At 72.8% G+C, this 17,869-nt stretch carries 17 protein-coding genes; 6 read left to right on the top strand and 11 right to left on the bottom strand.

Annotated features, from left to right (window positions below):
* A partial coding sequence (locus AB0C28_RS48825; protein WP_358083243.1) for a hypothetical protein occupies positions 1–350 on the bottom strand: 350 nt, incomplete at its 3' end.
* Between the two features lie 212 nt (positions 351–562).
* Here AB0C28_RS48825 and AB0C28_RS48820 point away from each other — a divergent pair.
* Entirely contained in the window at positions 563–823 is a 261-nt protein-coding gene (locus tag AB0C28_RS48820; RefSeq protein WP_346115594.1) for a hypothetical protein, read from the top strand.
* A 26-nt stretch (positions 824–849) separates the two neighbouring features.
* Here AB0C28_RS48820 and AB0C28_RS48815 read toward each other — a convergent pair whose 3' ends face one another.
* Genes AB0C28_RS48815 through AB0C28_RS48805 form a run of 3 tightly spaced genes read right to left on the bottom strand, consistent with a single transcriptional unit; the run spans position 850 to position 5,032 of the window.
* Positions 850–1,854: a BadF/BadG/BcrA/BcrD ATPase family protein gene (locus AB0C28_RS48815; protein WP_358083241.1), complete on the bottom strand. Its 1,005-nt coding sequence runs from the start codon at positions 1,852–1,854 to the stop codon at positions 850–852.
* Positions 1,851–2,759 (bottom strand): N-acetylmuramic acid 6-phosphate etherase, encoded by a 909-nt coding sequence (locus tag AB0C28_RS48810; RefSeq protein WP_357862325.1) that lies wholly within the window; start codon positions 2,757–2,759, stop codon positions 1,851–1,853. The genes AB0C28_RS48815 and AB0C28_RS48810 overlap by 4 nt, the downstream gene beginning before the upstream one ends.
* 17 nt (positions 2,760–2,776) lie before the next feature.
* Positions 2,777–5,032 carry an alpha-N-acetylglucosaminidase TIM-barrel domain-containing protein gene (locus tag AB0C28_RS48805; RefSeq protein ID WP_358083238.1) on the bottom strand — a complete coding sequence of 752 codons (2,256 nt, stop codon included), beginning with the start codon at positions 5,030–5,032 and terminating at the stop codon, positions 2,777–2,779.
* 89 nt (positions 5,033–5,121) lie between these two features.
* Between AB0C28_RS48805 and AB0C28_RS48800 the strand changes: the two genes are divergently transcribed.
* From AB0C28_RS48800 to AB0C28_RS48785, 4 genes are all read left to right on the top strand, one after another.
* Positions 5,122–6,402 carry an ROK family transcriptional regulator gene (locus tag AB0C28_RS48800; protein WP_358083234.1) on the top strand — a complete coding sequence of 427 codons (1,281 nt, stop codon included), beginning with the start codon at positions 5,122–5,124 and terminating at the stop codon, positions 6,400–6,402.
* A 76-nt stretch (positions 6,403–6,478) separates the two neighbouring features.
* A complete protein-coding gene (locus AB0C28_RS48795; protein ID WP_358083230.1) occupies positions 6,479–7,801 on the top strand; it encodes an extracellular solute-binding protein in 1,323 nt (440 codons plus the stop codon).
* Positions 7,791–8,750: a sugar ABC transporter permease gene (locus AB0C28_RS48790; protein WP_346105246.1), complete on the top strand. Its 960-nt coding sequence runs from the start codon at positions 7,791–7,793 to the stop codon at positions 8,748–8,750. The genes AB0C28_RS48795 and AB0C28_RS48790 overlap by 11 nt, the downstream gene beginning before the upstream one ends.
* A 2-nt stretch (positions 8,751–8,752) precedes the next feature.
* A complete protein-coding gene (locus tag AB0C28_RS48785) occupies positions 8,753–9,568 on the top strand; it encodes a carbohydrate ABC transporter permease (protein WP_357862315.1) in 816 nt (271 codons plus the stop codon).
* 38 nt (positions 9,569–9,606) lie between these two features.
* Here AB0C28_RS48785 and AB0C28_RS48780 read toward each other — a convergent pair whose 3' ends face one another.
* The 6 genes from AB0C28_RS48780 to AB0C28_RS48755 all read right to left on the bottom strand — a co-directional run bounded on the left by AB0C28_RS48780 (position 9,607) and on the right by AB0C28_RS48755 (position 16,166).
* A complete protein-coding gene (locus AB0C28_RS48780; protein ID WP_358083227.1) occupies positions 9,607–10,851 on the bottom strand; it encodes an FAD-dependent oxidoreductase in 1,245 nt (414 codons plus the stop codon).
* 110 nt (positions 10,852–10,961) lie between these two features.
* The gene (locus AB0C28_RS48775) at positions 10,962–12,575 is read right to left on the bottom strand and encodes a helix-turn-helix domain-containing protein (protein WP_358083246.1); all 1,614 of its coding nucleotides are present in this window, start codon (positions 12,573–12,575) and stop codon (positions 10,962–10,964) included.
* 54 nt (positions 12,576–12,629) lie between these two features.
* Positions 12,630–12,971, bottom strand: coding sequence for a TraR/DksA C4-type zinc finger protein (locus AB0C28_RS48770; RefSeq protein WP_357862309.1), 342 nt, complete (start codon positions 12,969–12,971; stop codon positions 12,630–12,632).
* Between the two features lie 151 nt (positions 12,972–13,122).
* A complete protein-coding gene (locus AB0C28_RS48765) occupies positions 13,123–13,899 on the bottom strand; it encodes a rod shape-determining protein (protein ID WP_357862307.1) in 777 nt (258 codons plus the stop codon).
* Between the two features lie 326 nt (positions 13,900–14,225).
* Positions 14,226–14,594 (bottom strand): hypothetical protein, encoded by a 369-nt coding sequence (locus AB0C28_RS48760; protein WP_358083224.1) that lies wholly within the window; start codon positions 14,592–14,594, stop codon positions 14,226–14,228.
* 279 nt (positions 14,595–14,873) lie between these two features.
* A complete protein-coding gene (locus AB0C28_RS48755) occupies positions 14,874–16,166 on the bottom strand; it encodes a dicarboxylate/amino acid:cation symporter (RefSeq protein WP_358083221.1) in 1,293 nt (430 codons plus the stop codon).
* Between the two features lie 144 nt (positions 16,167–16,310).
* On the opposite strand from AB0C28_RS48755, the gene AB0C28_RS48750 reads away from it, so the two are divergent.
* The gene (locus AB0C28_RS48750) at positions 16,311–17,027 is read left to right on the top strand and encodes a GNAT family N-acetyltransferase (RefSeq protein WP_358083218.1); all 717 of its coding nucleotides are present in this window, start codon (positions 16,311–16,313) and stop codon (positions 17,025–17,027) included.
* Between the two features lie 152 nt (positions 17,028–17,179).
* On the opposite strand, the gene AB0C28_RS48745 is transcribed toward AB0C28_RS48750, so the two are convergent.
* A complete protein-coding gene (locus tag AB0C28_RS48745; protein WP_358083215.1) occupies positions 17,180–17,860 on the bottom strand; it encodes a hypothetical protein in 681 nt (226 codons plus the stop codon).
* Between the last annotated feature and the right edge of the window lie 9 nt (positions 17,861–17,869).

The raw sequence follows: 17,869 nt of genomic DNA, 5'->3' as shown, positions 1-17,869 counted from the left end.
CCGGCGCCGGCGGCGATGCGGGTGCCGATGCCCAGGATCAGGGCCAGGCCGATGCCGAGCAGGCCGGCCATGAACAGCCAGTCCACCCACGCCTGACCGGCCAGGCCGGAGAAGAGGCCGCCGAGCGCGTTCTCACCGGTGCCCTTGAGGAAGCCGGTCGTCGGGCTGCCGCCCGCGACCCAGGCACGCTCCGCGGGGGTGGCGAAGCCCCAGCCGAAGGTCTTGTCCAGGAACGCCCAGAGGAAGGTCCAGCCGAGCGCGATCCGGGCGAGGGCCCAGACGTAGCCGGCGGCGGGGCGGGGCGTCGCGGTGGTGGCGTTCACGACGGGGCTGTTGATGGTGGCGGCCATGACGGCCCCCTTTCAAGGGGTGATCTACCGTTTCGCTGTCACCCCAAGCACACCGTCTTCGCGGTTCGCGCGGCAGTGCCGGACAGCCCGCACAGCCCGGGACCTTCGTCACTTCACCGGCATCGGGCCCTCTTGGGGACGATCTCCGCCGAGTGGTGTGGCCGACGGCCGCGTTTTGCCTGCTCTTGGTGGCCGTCCTGCCACCGTGGAGTATGCGAACCTCGAGGGAAGATCGGTGGCTCAGCGCCCTTCGCAACCACGCCGCCCAGCTCGCGTTCCCGGACTGGACACCCCAGAGCGGCGACTGGGCACACCTGTACACGGGCTTCGTGGACGACGGCACGCCGTACACGGAGGTGTCCGTCTACCGGGCGGGTGACGGCGGGGGCCATGTCCGCATCCACTATCAGCGGTACATCGGCGACGAGCTGACGGCGTTCTGGACGCACTTGGTCGACGAGATCGCCGAATGAGCGAGTGGGTTCGTGGGTGGCGCCGATCAGCGGGTGTGCGGCGAGGGCGCGCCGCGGTCCGCGGCGAAGACGTAGAGGTACGGGTGGCGTGAGCGCAGCTCGCCGCGGGCGGCGGCTCTGGCCAGGGCGAGCGCCCCGTCCACCGAGGTGCCCAGCGGCGGCGTGGGACGGGCCTCGGGCAGCAGGGCCCGTACGGCGGCCAGGAACGGCTCCATCAGCAGGTCACCCGCGTCGAAGAGGCGTCCGCCCCAGGAGATGACCGGCTCGACCCCGGTCGCGGCGGCGACGGCGGCCTGGCCGAGCTGCCGGCCGGCCTCGTCCCAGATGGCCCGCGCGACCTGGTCCCCCTCGTGGGCCGCGTCGGCCACGGACGGGGCGAACGAGGCCAGGTGGTGGGCGGGCGAGGCCGACTCGTAGACGAGCGCCACCAGGTCCAGGGGGCGGCCGAAACGGGCGGTCAGGCGTTCCAGCAGGGCGGGCGACCCGCCGCCGCGGCCGTCGTGGGCGCGCAGGGCGGCCTGGAGCCCGTACATGCCGATCCACGCGCCGCTGCCGTGGTCGCCGAGCAGGTGGCCCCAGCCGTCCGACTGGTTCCAGACGCGGTCGAGGTCGGTGCCCAGCGTGATGACGCCGGTCCCGGCGGCGACGACGACTCCCGGCCGGAACCCGAGCGCGCCGACGTGCGTGGTCACCGTGTCGCCCGCGACCGCGAGCGCGCCCAGCTCGAAGCGTTCGCGCAGGGCGTGCCACAGCGGCTCCGGCTCCCTGACCAGGCCGGGCATTCCGGTCACCCCGATGGCCATCCCGGCCAGCCGCCCCGGCCCCCGGCCCGTTCCCGCCTGCCCGCCGGCGCGGGTGGCGTTCTCGATGACCGTGGTGATGCCGGCGGCCAGCCGGTCGAGGTCCACCCGGCCCCCGGCGCGCGGCGCCGGGGAGGTGTCCTCGCCGTGAGCGGCCCCCTCGCCGCTCTCGACGCGGGCCCTGATGCCGCCGCCGCCGACGTCCACGCCCGCGAAGCCGAGCCCGCTCATCCGGCCTGCCCGCCCAGGGCGGCGACGGCCGCGCGGACGCCGGGATGCGCGGCGAGCGCGGCACGCGCCCGGTCGGGCGGGCAGCCCGTGAGCAGCCGGACGAGCGCCTCCGGGATCCGCCCGCCGGCCTCGGCCAGGGCGTCCCGGCAGACCGCCGCGTCCTCCCCCGTCGCCTCCACGAGCAGGCTCACGGCCCGCGTCCGCAGCTTGGCGTTGGTGGCCACGAGCCCGACCATGAGGTTCGAGTACGTACGTCCCGCCTTGATCATGAGTGCCGTCGAGAACGCGTTGAGCAGGACCTTGGTGGCCGTGCCCGCCTTCAGCCGGGTGGACCCGGTGAGCGCCTCCTCGCCGGTGTCGGCGACGACGACGATCTCGGCCGACTCGCGCAGCGGCGCGCCGGGATCGCAGGTGATCAGCACGGTGAGCGCGCCCGCCGCGCGGGCCGCCCGCAACGCCCCGGCCACGTACGGGGTGGTCCCCGACGCGGTGATGCCGATGGCCACGCTGTTCTCGCCGAGCTCGGCGCCGGCCGCGTCGGCGGCACCGAGCTCCTCGGCGTCCTCCCGGTCGACGGACGCGTCGGTGAGCGCGCCGGGCCCGCCGGCGAAGTGGGCCGTGAACAGGCCGGGGGCCACCCCGAACGTCGGCGTGATCTCGGTGGCGTCGAGCACCGCCAGCCGCCCCGACGCGCCGGCGCCGAAGTAGTGCACGCCGCCGCCGCGGGCCAGCCGTACATGCGTCTCCTCCACCGCCCGGGCGAGCGGCCCGGTGGCGGCGCGGGCGGCCTCGACGGCTCTGGCGTCCTCGTCGAGCAGCAGCCGGAGGGCGGCTTCAGGATCCAGGGTGTCGATCCCGGTGGTGCGCGGGTTGCGGCGTTCTGTCGGCGGGGCCGGCTGGGGCATCGTGCTCCTGCTCCTCATCAGTCGTGGTCCGTGGACTGGGCGTTCGAGCCGGTCTGGGCCGGCGGGCGGGTCTGGGCGAGCGGGCCGGTCCGGCCCGCGTACGCGGTGAGGAGCCGGCGCGACTCCGTGGCCAGGTCGCCCAGGTCACGCGGGGCCGGCGGCGGGCCCTCCCGCAGGAAGAGCTCGGCGCGTTCGCGCAGCCGTTCCCGCAGCTCGGCCTCCACGCCATCGCCGGGTCCTGAGAGCGCGCGATCGGCGCCGCGGTCAGGAGTGTGATCGAGGGCACGGTCGAGGCCGCTCGCCCACAACGCCCAGCGGTCGCGGTAGTAGCCGCCGACGAGCCCGCTCCAGTGCCGGCCGGCGTAGTCGTCGAGCAGCGGGCTGTCCGACGTGCCCCATACCGTGATCATGCGGCGGGCATTGTCGGCCAGGATCTCGCGCTCCGCGGCGTCGGCGGCGTGCGCCAGCGCCTTCGACTCCCAGTGCAGGAAGGTGTACTCGGGGCGGCAGGCCAGCATCCGGTCCAGGTCGTCGAAGACCCGCAGGAACCGTTCGAGCTCGGGCCCGGCGGCGGCGCCGAGCCGGATCGAGCGTTCGACGGCGTCGAGGTGGCAGCGGTCGGCGACCCTGGCCATGTAGGCCACGCCCACCTCGGCGAGGTCGTGCCCGAGCGGTCCCGCCAGCAGGTCGCGGTCGTGCTCGGCCACCTCGATCAGCCGTTCCCAGGCCCGCGCCAGCACGTCAGGCCGGTACCAGAGGACACGGGCGGCGTCGGCACGGAGCTCGGCCAGGCCGCCGGGGATCCGCGCGTAGGAGGGGGCGGCGGTGATGACGCCCTTGAACTGGTCGGGGGCGATCCGTACGCCCCGCGCGTCGTAGACGGTGCCGAGCAGCCCCCGCCAGGCCGCCCGCAGCTCGTCCGCCCACCTGCCCCCGGTGCCGTAGCGCTGGGAGACGAAGGCGTCGAGCCAGGCGTCGACGTCGGGCACCTCGTTCCAGATCTGGTCGGCGACGAGCTCGAAGAAGACGGGGTTGTTGCGGGTGGCCTCCATGGACAGGCCGATCCCCGCGGGCGGGCTCGGCGCCGCCAGGGCCGCGTCCATCCCGGCCGGGACGCCGCGCAGGTCGGCGCCGGGATCGGTGCGCCCGCCGAAGTTGAGCAGCGCGCACCAGAGCCAGGGCTTGCCGGAGAACTCGCGGAAGCGGCCCCACAGCGGGTCGTGCTCCGCCCACAGGTCGGCCACGAGCATCCGGTCGTCCGGGATCGCGTCGAGGAAGGCGTTGACGCGCTCCTCGGTCCAGAAGTCCCGCTGGTAGGAGAACGGCCACGCCTGCATGAGCCAGACCGCGTCCGGGTCGGCGGCCTGGAGGGCGGCCAGCGTCGCCGCCGCGACGGCGCCGGGGAAGGCGGGGTCGGCGTCGATGGGGATCATCTCGATGAACGGGTCGGCGGCGTACAGGTGGTCGGTGCCGAAGAGCGTGATCTGCGTGCGGGCGATCTCGGCGCCGATCCGCTCGTACAGGGGGTCGGCCGGGTCGAGGACCCAGGTCTCGAACCCCTGCCAGGTACGGCGGCCGGCCCGTGCCGTGGCCGCGACCTCGGGCGGGACGTGCCCGGTGAAGGCCGGGAGCACGGGCGTCATGCCGAAGGCGCGCTCACGGCCGATGATGCGCGCCCCGAGCTCGCGGTGGCCGTCGAGCCAGGACGCGGGCAGCGGGCCGGCGAAGCCGTCCAGGCATCCCATGAACTGGAACGGCAGGTAGCCTGGGCCGCCCAGGAAGGCGCGGATCCGCTGGTCGTCGAGGCCGAGCGCGGAGTAGGCGGCGTGCAGCACGGCCTCGTGCCCGGTGATGGCGAGCGGCATGGTGATGCCGTGCAGGGCCATCCAGTCGATCTCGCGTTCCCAGTCGGCCCAGTCCCAGTAGGGCATCGTGTAGCTGAAGGTGCAGAAGTTGAAGTAGTAGCCCTCCCTGACCCGGGCCGTGCCCTCGCGCGGCGGGGCGTCGGGCAGGGACGTCAGGCCGAGGGGCAGCGCCGTGTCCCAGCCGACGGAGGCGCCGCAGCGCTCGCGGAGGTAGTGGTGCAGCGCCACCGAGGCGCTCACCCCGTCCGTGGCGGCGATGGTCAGCACGCCGCCGGCCGCCTCGTAGGTGTACGCGCGCTCGTCACCGTCGCGGGCGGCGAACCGTACCGAATCGGCCGCGGGCCCGAGCACGCGGTGGGCCAGGCCACCGACGGTGTCCGCCCACGGCGGGCCATCACCGGACGACATCTGCAGGTCACACCCCTCGACTAATTAGTTCCGTACAGTACATAATTATTATGCTAGCGTACCGGCAACCGAACGCGAGGAGGCAGAGCATGGAGCAGGTCGTGGCCGCCGGCACGCAGTTCATGCGCGAGGTCAACTCCGTCGCCGTCGTGCGCAGACTGCGGACCGAGGGCAGGATGAGCGTCTCCGCGCTGGCCAAGGCGGTGGGGCTGTCCCGCCAGGCGGTCACCCGCTCGCTCAACGCGCTCGCCGCCGAGGGCCTGGTCGAGTTCGGCCCCGTCGATCGCGACTCCACCCGGGCCGGGCGGCCGGCGCAGCTCGTGCGGTTCAGGGCCGAGGCCGGCCACGTGCTGGGCGTGTCCATCAGCCCGCAGGACGTGCGCGTGGCGGTCGCGGACCTGGCCGGCGCGGTCACGGCCGCCGACGCGGTGCAGCTCGGCGCCCGTCTCGGCGGTGAGGAAGTGGTGGAGACGCTCCTGTCCACGGTGGACCGCACGCTGCGCACTGCTGGGATCGCTGCGGGGACCACAGCGGAGACCACAGCGGAGACCACGGCAGGCGGCCTATGGTTCGCCTCGGTCGGCACCCCCGGTATCGTCGACCCGGCGGCCGGGGTCATCAAGCTCATCCCGAGCATGCCCGGCCTGGCCGGCGACCTCCTCGTCCGCCGGCTGACCCAGGCGCTCGGCTGCCCCGTCTACCTGGACAACGACGTCAAGCTGGCCACGCAGGGCGAGCGGCGGCGCGACGCGGACCGGCGCGAGGACTCCCTGGTGATGATCCACTGGGGCGAGCGGGTCGGCGCCGGGATCGTGCTGAACGGCGAGCTCTACCGCGGCGCGTCCAACGACTCCGGCGACGTCGGGTTCCTCGACCTGCTCGGCGCCGGCCCGGCCGAGGAGACCCGGTCCTCGCGGGGTCTGGGCCCGTTCGAGGATCGGGTCGGCGGCGCGGAGATCGTGCGCCAGGCCGCCGCGGCGGCGGAACGCGCCGGCGAGACGGAGCTGCTGTCCCGGATCGAGGCCATGGGCGAGCACGCCCTCGAAGCCGTGCTCGACGCCGTCGTGGCCGGCAGCCCGGCGGCGCTGGAGGCGATCGACGTGGTGGCCCGCCGCTTCGCCAAGGGCATCGCCGCGATCAGAGCGGTCCTCGACCCGCGGCTCGTGGTCATCGGCGGGCCCCTGGCCAGGTGCGGCGAGCCGCTGCTCGCGGCACTGCGGCGGCATCTGGCGGGCGAGCCGCTGGAGCAGCCGGCGCTGGAGGTCTCGGCGCTCCAGCAGGACGCCGTCGTCCACGGCGCGCTGCTCCACTCGCTGGACGAGATCGAACGGACCAGGTTCGGCCTGGTGAGACCGGGCTCGGCCTGGTGAGGAACGGTCGTCATGAGCACCCGTCGCGCGAACGACGCGCCCCCTGATTGAGGAGACCGGAATGAGGAGACAAGCCATGCCCGGGATGACGAGACCGGCCAGGCGTGCGGCGGCCGTGGCGCTCAGCGTCACGACGGCGTTCGCGCTCACGTCCTGTGCGGGCGCGAGCAGCTCGGGAGGAGGTACGGCGCCCAAGATCGAGGTGTCGACCACCATCCCCCAGGACCCGGTGACGCTCACCCTGGCCTACAGCAACGACCCGCCCACCAAGACGCTCATCGACGGCTTCACCAAGAAGCATCCGAACGTCACCATCAAGCCCCAGATGACGCCGTTCAACGACTACATCAAGTCCATCAAGCTCGCGATGTCGTCCGGCTCGGCGCCGGACATCGCCCAGTACAACCCGGGCGCGATGAACTCCCTGGTCCCGGCCGGTCTCATCCTCGACCTGAGCCCGTGGTCCAAGGCGTACGGCTGGGCCGGGAAGTTCCCGCCGGCCAGCCTGGAGGTGCTCAGCTCCGACAAGTCGGCCAAGCAGTTCGGCACCGGCAGCCTGTACGCCGTGCCCGGCGGGCTGTCGGTGCTCGGCGTCTTCTACAACAAGAAGATCGTCACCGAGGTGCCGAAGACGCTGGCCGACTTCGAGGCCGCGATGGCGAAGGCCAAGGCCGCCGGCCGGACCCCGCTGAGCATGGGCGCGCTGCAGGTCGGCGGCTTCCAGCTGTGGAACGCGCTGCTCAACGTGACCGGCGACGTCGCCGACTACCGGTCGTGGGTGTACGGCAAGCCGGGCGGGACGATCGAGAACCCGGCCGCCCGGCAGGCCGCCCAGACCATCATCGACTGGACGAAGAAGGGGTACATCCCCAGCGGGGCGAGCGCCACGTCGGACCCCGACGCGCTGGCGAGCTTCGCCAAGGGCGACACCGCGTTCGTGATCACCGGCAACTGGGCCGCCCAGACGCTGGAGACGGAGATGAAGGAGGACGTGGGCTTCTTCCTGATGCCCGGGCCGTCGGCGGACAAGCCGGCCCAGGTCGCCTCGGGCGCGAGCGTGGCGTACGCGATCTCGTCGAAGTCGAAGCACCCGAACGTCGCGGCGGCGTTCCTCGACTACCTGAGCTCGCCGGAGGCGGCGAAGATCGAGTTCGACGGCGGGTTCATGCCGGTCGACACCAAGGCCGAGCTCGGGGCGACGGGGCTGCGCGGCGAGATCGCGAGCGTCTTCGCGCCGGTGGCGCAGGGCAACGGGATCGTGCCGTTCCCCGACTACGCCTCCCCCGGCATGATCGACAAGCTGACTCCCGGCATCCAGGGCCTGATCAACAGCAAGCTGACGCCCGACGCCTTCCTGCGGTCCCTCCAGGAATCGTGGGACGCGCACCATGGCTCGTGAGCCGAGCGCGGCCGTCTCCCCACCGCGGGCCGCTCCCGCCCGCGGCGGGGAGACGGGCGGCGGGCCCGCCCGGCCGCCGCGGCGGCCGGGACGGCGGGCGCGGGGCTGGCTCTACGTGCTGCCCGCGCTCGCGGTCTACCTCGGCTTCGCCATCTGGCCGGCGCTGAACACGCTCCGCCTGTCGCTCCTGACCTGGGACGGCATCCTGCCGCCGGCCTGGGCAGGCTTCTCCAACTACGTCAAGATTTTTCGTGATCCGGCGCTGTACGAGGCGATTCTGCACAGCCTCGCGCTGATCGTCTTCTTCTCGGTCATCCCCATCGGCGTCGGGCTGCTCATGACGGCGCTGCTGATGGGCAAGGTGCGCCGGGGCATGACGTTCTTCCGTGTCGTCTTCTTCCTCCCCCAGGTGCTGCCGCTCGTCGCCGTCGGCATCACCTGGCGCTGGCTCTACAGCGAGAACGGCGCCGTCAACCAGCTTCTCGACGCGGTCGGGCTGGCCTCGATCACCCGCGCCTGGCTGGGCGACTACGGTCTGGCCCTGATCGCGCTCGGCCTCATCGGGACCTGGGTCATGAGCGGGCTGTGCATGATGCTCTTCCTGGCCGGCGCGCAGAAGATCGACCCGTCCCTGTACGAGGCGGCCCGGCTCGACGGCGCGGGCGCGCTGCGGCAGTTCCGGCACGTCACCGTGCCCGGGGTGCGCAGGGAGATCACGGTCGCCGGCGTCATCACCACGATCGCCGCCCTGGCCAGCTTCGACCTCGTCTTCGTCACGACCAACGGCGGCCCGGCGGGGCAGACCAACGTGCCCGGCCTGCTCGTCTACCGGCTGGCCTTCAACGAGGGCGACATCGGCGGCGCCAGCGCCCTGGCGGTCGTGCTGACCGTCATCGTGATCGCCGTCGTCTCCGCCGTCCGGCACTTCACCAGGGATGAGGAGAGTTGAGCATGCGCGGCGGTGTCAGTCTCCGGTACGGCGTCCTCGTCCTGCTGGCGGTCATGGTCCTGGTGCCCTTCGCGGGCATCGTGCTGGCCGCCCTGCATCCCTCGGGCGCGCAGCTCGACGGGCTGAGCATCCCCGACCGATGGTCGTGGGAGACCTTCGCACTCGCCTGGGAGCGGGGCAACTTCACCAACCTCATGCGGTCCAGCGTGCTGATCGCGGTCTGCGTGGTGCCGCTCTCCGTGGTGCTGGCCACGCTGGCCGGGTACGGGCTGGCGGTGCTCAGGGTGTGGGGGCACCGGACGTTGTCGTTCGCGTTCGTGATGGGGCTCACGCTGCCGATCGAGGTGATCGTGGTGGCCCTCTACTTCAACCTGCGCGAGGTCGGCCTCACCGACTCGTACGTGGGCGTCATCCTGGCCGAGGCGGCGCTGTTCATGCCGTTCGGGGTGTACTGGATGCAGACGCACTTCTCGAACGTGCCCGAGGAACTGGTCGAGGCGGCGCGCATCGACGGCGCCAGGGACCTCGTGGTGCTGGCGCGGGTGCTGCTGCCGATCTCATGGCCCGCGGTCACCACGCTGTCCGTTCTGTACTTCATGTGGTCGTGGAACCAGTTCATGCTGGTGCTGGTCATGATGCAGGACCCCGACCGGCGTACGGCACCGAGCGGGCTCGGGCTCTTCGTCGGCCAGTACACGACGGACATCCCGCTGCTCGCGGCGGCCTGTCTGATCGTCATCGCGCCCATCGTCGTCGTGTACCTCCTCTTCCAGCGCAGCTTCGTCAGCGGCATCACCCAGGGCGCCATCAAGGGCTGAGAGGACCCGGCGGAGGCGGCCCGCGCGTGGTCCCCGCGTCAGCGGAGGGGGTCGAAGTCGGTCAGGGCGGCGGGCTGCTTGCCGGTGGTGATCTGCTCGGCCAGCAGCCGGCCCGTGATCGGGCCGTGGGCCATGCCCCACATGCCGTGCCCGCCCGCGACGTACACGGTGGGGGCGCTGGTCGCGCCGACGAGCGGCCGGCCGTCAGGGGTGACGGGGCGGGGGCCCACCCAGACGTCGGTACGCTCCTCCCAGCGCACCCCGCGCAGCAGCGGCCTGGCGGAGGCGATGATGGCGTCCAGCCGGGCGGGCACCTGCGGGGCGTCCGGGTCGCGGAACTCCATGGTGCCCGCCACCCGCAGCCCGTCGCGGTAAGGCGTGCACGCGACGCGCACGTCGGGCAGGTAGATCGGCCCGGGCACGGGATGATCGACCGGCACCGTGAAGGAGTAGCCACGCCCCGCCCGCACCGGCACGCGTACGCCCCACTGCCTGGCCAGGCGCGGCAGCCAGGCGCCGGTGGCCAGCACCACCGCGTCGGCCGACAGCACGGTTCCGTTGGCGGAGCGGACGACCGCCTTGCCGCCTTCGGTGCGCACGTCGTCGACCTCGACGGCGTACACGGTCGCGCCGCGCTTCATGACGGCCTGGCCCAGGGCGTGCACGAATGCGCCCGGGTCCACGTAGCGCTGCCCGTCGAGACGTACGCCGGCCGTCAGCGCCGCGCCGGCCAGCGGAACCTGCTCGGCCAGCCGGTCCCGGTCGAGCACGGTGTGCTCGACCCGCTGCCCGGCCTCCTGGAGCCGGCGCAGCTCGGCCAGCAGGCTCCCGGCCTGGCGCCGCGTGCGGAACGCGGCGGTGATGGGCGCCGCGACGACCGGCGCGGACACGCCGTTGGCGGCCAGCACCTCGTACGCCTCGACGGCCTCGTCGTTCAGCGGCAGGTTGGCCCGCGCCGCGCGGGTCCACGACGACCAGCGGCTGTTGGCGGCGAACCTGGCCAGGAACGCCCACAGGCCCGGGTCGAGGCTCGCGGGCACGTGCAGCGGCGCCGCCGGGTTGAGCAGCGAGCGCAGGCCGTACCGCAGCACGGCGGGCTCGTTGAGCGGGACGGCCAGGCCCGGCGCGATCCAGCCGGCGTTGCCCCAGGACGCGCCGGCCGCCACGCCTCCGCGATCGACCACGTCCACCCGCACGCCACGTTCCTGCAGGAACCACGCGGTCGACAGGCCCACAATGCCCGCGCCCACCACGACCACCGACCGCGGCTCGTTGCCGCTCATGCCGACCTCCAACGCTCTGCCTGTTTCCGCTGTCGTGCACAGCATCGCCCCAGCGTGGGGCGGCCGCGTTGTGGGGGGACGACAATCGCGGCGCCGCCGTTGTGGACGGGCTACAACCGGAGTTCGTCCTCCATGGCCGCCAGCATGATCGTCATCGCCAGCCGCTGGCGGGCGTCGTCGAGGTCCAGCGGGGTGAGCTCGCCCATCTTGCGCAGCCGGTTGCGTACGGTGTTGGGATGCACCTGGAGGCGTTCGGCCGCCAGCGTGAGATCTCCCTGGGATTCCAGCCAGGCCCGCAGCGTGGGGACAAAACGGGTGCCATGCCGCGTGTCGTACCGCAGCAGCGTGCTCACCGGGCCGCGGGCAGGCGTCCTGCCCGTCCGAGCGGCCGCGCGGAGCCGGCGCAGCAGCAGGTCGTCCCAGGACTCGTCATAGGCGGGCGGGACGGAGCCGGGTGCGGCGCTCTCGTGCAGCGCCAGGCACTCGTCCGCCTCCTGGCGGCCCGCGGGCAGCTCCGCCACCTCGGCGGGCGCGCCGATCCCGGCCGCGACCCGCACCCGTGCGGGCAGCTCGGCGTGCAGAGCCGTGATCCACCGCCGGGCCGCGCCGGGCTCCTCGGCGCGCAGGACGGTGTAGAGCGTGTCGCCGAGCAGCGCGCTGCGTCCCGGACGCGACCAGCCGAAACCGGTGGTGGCCTGCTCGAAGGCGAGCAGCAGCGCGGCGTGACGGTCGTCGGCGGTGTCGGCGCGTACGGCGATCACCCGCAGATCGTGCGGCGCCAGGCCCAGCCGGCTGGCCGTCGTCGCGGCGTCGGCGCTGCCTTCCAGCAGCCGGATGACCAGGTCCGACTCCACCTGCCGTTCGAGGTCGGCGCTGGCGCGGGAGCGCAGCAGGTGCAGCGCGACGGTACGCGCGCCGTCGGCCAGGGCGCGGCGGTGGTCGCCGGTCAGCGGGGCGGCACAGCTGATCCACACCGAGCCCAGCAGCTCGCGGCCGGCCCGCACCGCCACCACCATCCGCCCGGTCAGACCGTTCGCGGCGTCGGCGGGCACGAACAGGGGCTCGTCCGTCGCCGCCAGGTGCGCGAACACACCCCGCCGCTGCAGCAGCTCGCGCAGCCGGTCGGGGACGCGCCGGCCGAGGATGGTCTCCAGCCTGGCCGGGTCGCCTGCCTGCTGGGAGCGGGAGTAGGCGAGCACCCGCGAGTGCCGGTCCTCGATGGTGACCGCGCCTCCGACCACGTCGGCCAGGTTGTCGGCGAGCGCGAACAGGTCGGTCGGGCCCCGGCCGGAGGCGGTCTCGCGGCTCTCCAGGACCAGCCCGTACACCATGCCGGCCAGCTGGCTCCAGGAGACGGCGGGGTCGGCCAGCAGCACGGCCACGCCATACCGGTCGCCGAGCGCGGCGGCCCGTCGTTCGAGGTCGGCGGGCTCCGCGGGGGCGCGAGACTCGCCGGCTTCGGGCTCCTCGGGGAGGCGAGGCTCATCGGCTTCGGGCTCCTCAAGGCGTACCAGGACCGCTGTGGCCTGGGCGGCGGCCGCCCACCGTACGGCGTCGTCCAGGCCGGCGGCACCGACGGCCAGCAGCAGGTCACTGGCGGCGTGCCGGTCGGCGGTCTCGGGCATCGCCACGCCGCGCAGCCACATCGTGCGCGCCTCGGGACGGCCGCACAGCCGCACGCCGTACCCGCCGAGCACGTTCACCAGGCGGTCCAATGTGATCATCATCAGCTCCGGGTCGCCGGAAGGGGGCGGGACTCCCCGCCCCCTTCCGCGTTGTCAGGCGGCTTCGTGCCGCCGCTGGCAGTCGATGCAGGTACGCGCCAGCGGCCGGACCTTGAGCCGCTCGAACGGGATGGCCTCCGCGCAGTGGGCGCAGCGGCCGTACTCGCCGTTCGTCAGCCTGGCGAAGGCCTGGGACAGCTCGGCGATGGCCCGCTCGGCGGTGGTGATCGAGACGATCAGCTCCTGCCAGGTGCCGTCGGCGCCGCTGCCGTCCTGCTCCTGGACGCGAAGGCTGCTCAACTGCCGTGTGCGCTGCTCCAGCTGCTCCTCCAGATCCTGTCGGAGCGCCTGGAGCTGGACGCTGCTGAGGTGTGGCGTCGGGTGACTGTCGGTCATGACCAGGTGGTCCTTTCTGCGAAGGGTATGCGTCACGTACGTGCGGGGCGAGGAGGCCCGCACGAGAAGGTGGCCCGCGTCGCGACCGGCGGCCGCGTGCGGTGATATAGGCCGGTCAGCGAGCGTGATGCCGGTCGGCGCTCGCGGCCGGTCAGCGGGTGGACAAGGCTTGGCTGGAGGCCAGCTCAGGTTGCAGGCACAGCCGCATCAGGCCGCGGATGGTGGCGTGCTGCGGCTGGGGCGCCGCGCTGACCGGTAGCCGCAGCGCGCCGCGTAGCCGGCGCAACAGCAGTTCCTGCTGTGCACCACCGCCGGTCACCAGCAGCCCCCTGGCGCGCGCGGCCGGGCGGACGTCCTCGGGCAGGCGACGTTGCAAGCTCGCCGTCATGTCGACGACGCTCTCCAGCGCGTACGAGGCCAGCCCCGCTCCGGTCGTGGCACTGAGCTGAAGGGCAGCCGCGTCGATCACGACTCCCGCACGGATCGCCACGGCCTCGACGATGCCCGCCCCGACATCCAGCAGCAGACACGGACGCGGATCGAGCACGTCGATGCCGACACCGACGGCCGCGGCCAGCGGCTCCTCCACCAGCCGCACCTCACATCCGGCGACCTCGGCCACAGCGGCCCGGACCGCCGCCCGATCGCTGGGCGAGGCCGCCACCGGCACCCCGGCCAGCACCAGCTCCAGCGGCCGGATGTCGTAGTGGCGAGTGTCCTGCACCGCCATCCGCACCAGCCGAAGGCACGCGCCGGGATCGGCCACCATGCCATGCCGAATGGGCGAGGCGACGTCCGTCCGGCCGGGACCGGGCAAGCACCGCACGATGGCCGACGGCCGGTCAGCGATGGCATGCCCGCCGACGGCCAGCGACCGCGTACGGGCGGTGCCCAGATCAAGCGCCAGAAAACGCCGAGCCGGGCTCATCTCGCCCTCCCCCGCGTCCGCGCGAGCTCCGGCCACGGATGGGCGTGGACATCAACGACAACTGCCATGACGATGATCGGCTCCTAACAACGTCAGCGGAACGGCGGCAGACCGGAGCGACCCCATGCCAAGGGGCGCTGGACGCAGGGACAGACCTGCCCGTTTCTCCTGCCGGATTGACGACCGCGAGACGTCTTCAGCGCGTGGCGACACACCTGGGACGGACACCGTTCAAGGCATCAGATGAGCGTGCGTGAGCGCAACGCGCGTCACCGGACTCCGCGGCACGGTTCGGCGGCGGAGACTCCGGTGCGGGAAGACGTCGGCTACGCCTGCGGCGGGCTGCGCGATCCCGCGGTGCGATGCGCCAGTTGCTGGGGATCGCGACGCGTGTCCGCGTCGGACCCGAGCGACGGCAACAGAGCCAGATGGGCGAGATCGGCCTGGCGCTCACCGCGCAGGGGCGGCCAGAACGACAGCACGTGATGCTCGCGAGCGCTGCCCGCCTGCGGCGGCAGACTGGACAGATCGGCGCCGGATCCACCCGCACTCCACACGGGCCCGGACTGCGCGGCTCCCGGAACGGCGTTGCTCGCCGGGCCGGTGGCACTGGCCACGACCAGGGACAGCAGGACCAGGACCATCGCGCCGAGGTACGCGATGGACCCTTGTGGTGTTCTCCACGGTCCCGTCATACGGCCGACCATAGCCCAGACCTCAGGAAAAGGCATTTCCGTTCCTGACCGGCGACGAAAACCCGCTCCGGCCAGGACCAAAAGCAGCATGGCCGGGCCCGGAGCCGGTGCGAGCGGGGCCGCCAATCACGGCCGCGCCGACGTACCCGATGCGCTGGAGACCACCTCGTACGCTCAGCCTGTGCTGACCTTCGCGCTGGTGAGGCCGGGCACGATTTCACTCCTCTACGAGCCGGGCCGCCCCGCCGCCCGGCTCGTCGAGGTGTGCGGTTCGTCGGTTCAGGCGAGCGCCGGTTCTCCGGAGGGCGGGCGGGGTGTGGTCGCCGGTGCCTCGTGGAGTGGCTGCGGGGCGGCGTTGAGGATCTCCTCGTCGATCCGGCCCTCGCCCCTGGCGACGAGGACCGGCACCACGATCTGCCCGGCGACGTTGGTGGCGGTGCGGATCATGTCGAGGATCGGGTCGATGGCCAGCAGCAGGCCGACGCCTTCCAGGGGCAGTCCCAGGGTGCTCAACGTGAGGGTGAGCATGACGGTCGCGCCGGTCAGGCCCGCTGTGGCGGCTGAGCCGACCACCGAGACGAACGCGATCAGCAGGTAGTCGCCGACCCCGAGTTGAACTCCGAAGACCTGGGCCACGAAGATGGCCGCCAGCGCCGGATAGACGGAGGCGCAGCCGTCCATCTTGGTGGTCGCGCCGAACGGGACGGCGAAAGCGGCGTAGTCGCGGTCGACTCCCAGGCGCTCGATCGTGACCTTCTGGGTCACCGGCAGCGTCCCGACCGAGGAGCGGGAGACGAAGGCCAGCTCGATCGCGGGCCAGGCGTTGCGGAAGAACGTGATCGGGTTGACCCGGCCGACCAGCGACAGCAGCGCCGGGTAGACGGCCAGCAGGACGATGAAGCAGCCCACGTAGACGCCGGCGCTGAACTTGGCCAGCGGGGCGAGCAGGTCCCACCCGTACGTGGCGACGGACTTGCCGATCAGGCCGGCTGTGCCGATGGGGGCCAGGCGGATGACCCACCACAGCGCCTTCTGTACCAGTTCGAGCACGGAACGGGAGAGACCGAGGAACGGCTCGGCCTTGTCGCCGAGTGCGATGGCCGCCGCGCCAAGGACGACCCCCAGGAAGACGATCTGGAGGACGTTGAGCTCGGTGAAGGCGGTGACGATGTTCGTCGGGACGATGCCGGTGAGGAAGTCGACCCAGGTCCCGACGTGCTCGGGCGCCTTGGCTCCCTCCGTGCTCAGGGTGACGCCCTGGCCGGGGTTGATGATCAGGCCGAGGGCGATGCCGACGATGACGGCGATCAGTCCTGTGGCCAGGAACCAGAACAGCGTCTTGCCCGCCAGCCTGGCGGCGCCGTTCACGTTGCGCAGGTTGGCGACGCTGACCACGACGGCCGCGAACACCAGCGGCGGCACCGCCAGCTTGAGCAGCTGAACGAAGATCGATCCGACTTCGGTGAGGGTGTCGGCCAGCCAGGCGAGGTCCCAGACGCGGGCGGTGAAGCCGAGGGCGACGCCCACGACCAGGCCCAGCAGCAACTGCAGGGAGAAAGAGAAGTTCTTCACGGTGAGGAACGCTCCGGAAGGGGGGCATGCCGGTCCTGGCATGCCGGAGGGAGGGGTGAGTGGCAGGAGATCACGGGTCGTCCTCTATTGTCCATAAAACCTATTGGTTGTATAGGTATGTGAGACACGGAAAGGACCACGATCATGACCACGGCCGCCGCCCTGCCGAGCGCGGACGCGACGGCGCACCCGCTCGACGACGCGACCCGCCTCTCCCTGACCGGCGCGCACGCCCATTTCGCGGAACGGCGCGGCGACGTGCTGCGTTATCCGCCCGACGTGGCGTCGTTCGCGGCTCTTCCCCCGGATCCGGCCGAAAGCGACTGGGCCGACGTCGCCGCGCTGGCGGGGCCGGGCGGGCAGGTCGCGTACACGGGCGACGGCGTCCTGCCGCCGGACGGATGGGAGGTGGTGGCGCGGGGCCCGGGCGTGCAGATGGTCGATGACGGCGTGGCCGCGGCTCCCGACCCGGAGGCGGTCAGGCTCACCGCCGCCGACGTCCCCGAGATGCTCGCCCTGGTCGGGCTGACCAGCCCGGGGCCGTTCCTGCCGCGTACCGTCGAACTGGGCGTCTACCTCGGCATCCGCCACCGCGGCGAGCTGGTCGCGATGGCGGGCGAGCGCCTGCACCCGCCCGGCTGGACCGAGATCAGCGCCGTCTGCACCCATCCCGCCCACCGCGGGCAGGGCCTGGCCACGCGCCTCGTGCTCGCCGTCGCGGCCGGCATCCGGGCTCGCGGCGAGACGCCGTTCCTGCACGCCGCCGCGAGCAACACGAACGCGATCAGCCTGTACGAACGCCTTGGCTTCCGATTGCGCCGCACTACGACGTTCCAGTTCGTCCGGGCACCCGGCGGCTGACCCCACCCAAGTTCGTCCAGGCACCCCGCGGCTGAACCCACCCCAGGGCTTCCGGGCGCCCGGCCGGCCCCGCGCCGGGACTTCCGGGCGCCCGGCCGGCCCCGCGCCGGGACTTCCGGGTTCCCGGACGGCCCGGCGCCGGACGGGCGGCCTCAGTCGGTGCCGCGTAGCTCGTTCAGCCGTTCCTCGGCGAACGAGCGGATCTCGTCCTCCTCGACCATGACCGCGTGCTCCAGCAGGTTCGTGTCCCGCTCGTCGGACAGGCTCGCGGCGGCCGCCGTCGCGAACAGCCGGGTCACCGCGTCGCCGTCCTCCAATCGCTGGACGATCCCCGTCAGATCGGGCTCTTCGCCGTCCTGGAGGATCAGCCACTCGGTCAGGTCCTTGAGCTGACCGGGCGGCAGGCAGGCCGCTCCCGCCTCAAGCTGCTCGATCGAAGCCTCGGTCAGGAATTCGAGCGCCTTCCAGCGGACGCCGCTCTCGGGATCGCGGCTCAGCTCGATCACCTTGGCGATGAGGGGCCCGTGCCGCTCGTCGGCGATCACCAGCGCCGCCGCGATGGCGTCGTACCGGGTGCTGCGGACCGGGTGGGACAGCAGCGGCGGCAACTCGTCGACCAGCGGCGCGGCGAGGTCGGTGAGCTCGGACAGCAGCCAGGCGGCCGTCGGCAGGATCCGGTCGTCGCCGCTGTGCAGCAGCCTGCGCAGGTTCTCGACCGGGAATCCCGCGTACAGCTCGCTGAGCAGGTCGTTGGCCGCCGGGCCGACGAGGTCGGCGTCGCCCGGGTGCGCGAGGATGCGCTCGATCAGGTCCTCGCCCGTCTGCGTCTGCACCGGCTCTCC

This window comes from Nonomuraea sp. NPDC048892 (assembly GCF_040649735.1).
In the GTDB taxonomy this organism is placed as follows: Bacteria; Actinomycetota; Actinomycetes; order Streptosporangiales; family Streptosporangiaceae; genus Nonomuraea; species Nonomuraea maheshkhaliensis.
The sequence above is the reverse complement of the archived record's forward strand: the minus strand, read 5'-3'. Positions and strand labels throughout refer to the sequence as shown.

What these genes read in the sequence shown, in the direction of transcription:
- AB0C28_RS48785 (WP_357862315.1), top strand. Translation starts at nt 8,753, where the DNA reads ATGCGCGGCGGTGTCAGTCTCCGGTACGGCGTCCTCGTCCTGCTGGCG.
- AB0C28_RS48810 (WP_357862325.1), bottom strand. Translation starts at nt 2,759, where the DNA reads ATGCCCCAGCCGGCCCCGCCGACAGAACGCCGCAACCCGCGCACCACC.
- AB0C28_RS48780 (WP_358083227.1), bottom strand. Translation starts at nt 10,851, where the DNA reads ATGAGCGGCAACGAGCCGCGGTCGGTGGTCGTGGTGGGCGCGGGCATT.
- AB0C28_RS48815 (WP_358083241.1), bottom strand. Translation starts at nt 1,854, where the DNA reads ATGAGCGGGCTCGGCTTCGCGGGCGTGGACGTCGGCGGCGGCGGCATC.
- AB0C28_RS48760 (WP_358083224.1), bottom strand. Translation starts at nt 14,594, where the DNA reads ATGACGGGACCGTGGAGAACACCACAAGGGTCCATCGCGTACCTCGGC.
- AB0C28_RS48805 (WP_358083238.1), bottom strand. Translation starts at nt 5,032, where the DNA reads ATGTCGTCCGGTGATGGCCCGCCGTGGGCGGACACCGTCGGTGGCCTG.
- AB0C28_RS48770 (WP_357862309.1), bottom strand. Translation starts at nt 12,971, where the DNA reads ATGACCGACAGTCACCCGACGCCACACCTCAGCAGCGTCCAGCTCCAG.
- AB0C28_RS48775 (WP_358083246.1), bottom strand. Translation starts at nt 12,575, where the DNA reads ATGATCACATTGGACCGCCTGGTGAACGTGCTCGGCGGGTACGGCGTG.
- AB0C28_RS48750 (WP_358083218.1), top strand. Translation starts at nt 16,311, where the DNA reads ATGACCACGGCCGCCGCCCTGCCGAGCGCGGACGCGACGGCGCACCCG.
- AB0C28_RS48820 (WP_346115594.1), top strand. Translation starts at nt 563, where the DNA reads ATGCGAACCTCGAGGGAAGATCGGTGGCTCAGCGCCCTTCGCAACCAC.
- AB0C28_RS48795 (WP_358083230.1), top strand. Translation starts at nt 6,479, where the DNA reads ATGCCCGGGATGACGAGACCGGCCAGGCGTGCGGCGGCCGTGGCGCTC.
- AB0C28_RS48765 (WP_357862307.1), bottom strand. Translation starts at nt 13,899, where the DNA reads ATGAGCCCGGCTCGGCGTTTTCTGGCGCTTGATCTGGGCACCGCCCGT.
- AB0C28_RS48800 (WP_358083234.1), top strand. Translation starts at nt 5,122, where the DNA reads ATGGAGCAGGTCGTGGCCGCCGGCACGCAGTTCATGCGCGAGGTCAAC.
- AB0C28_RS48790 (WP_346105246.1), top strand. Translation starts at nt 7,791, where the DNA reads ATGGCTCGTGAGCCGAGCGCGGCCGTCTCCCCACCGCGGGCCGCTCCC.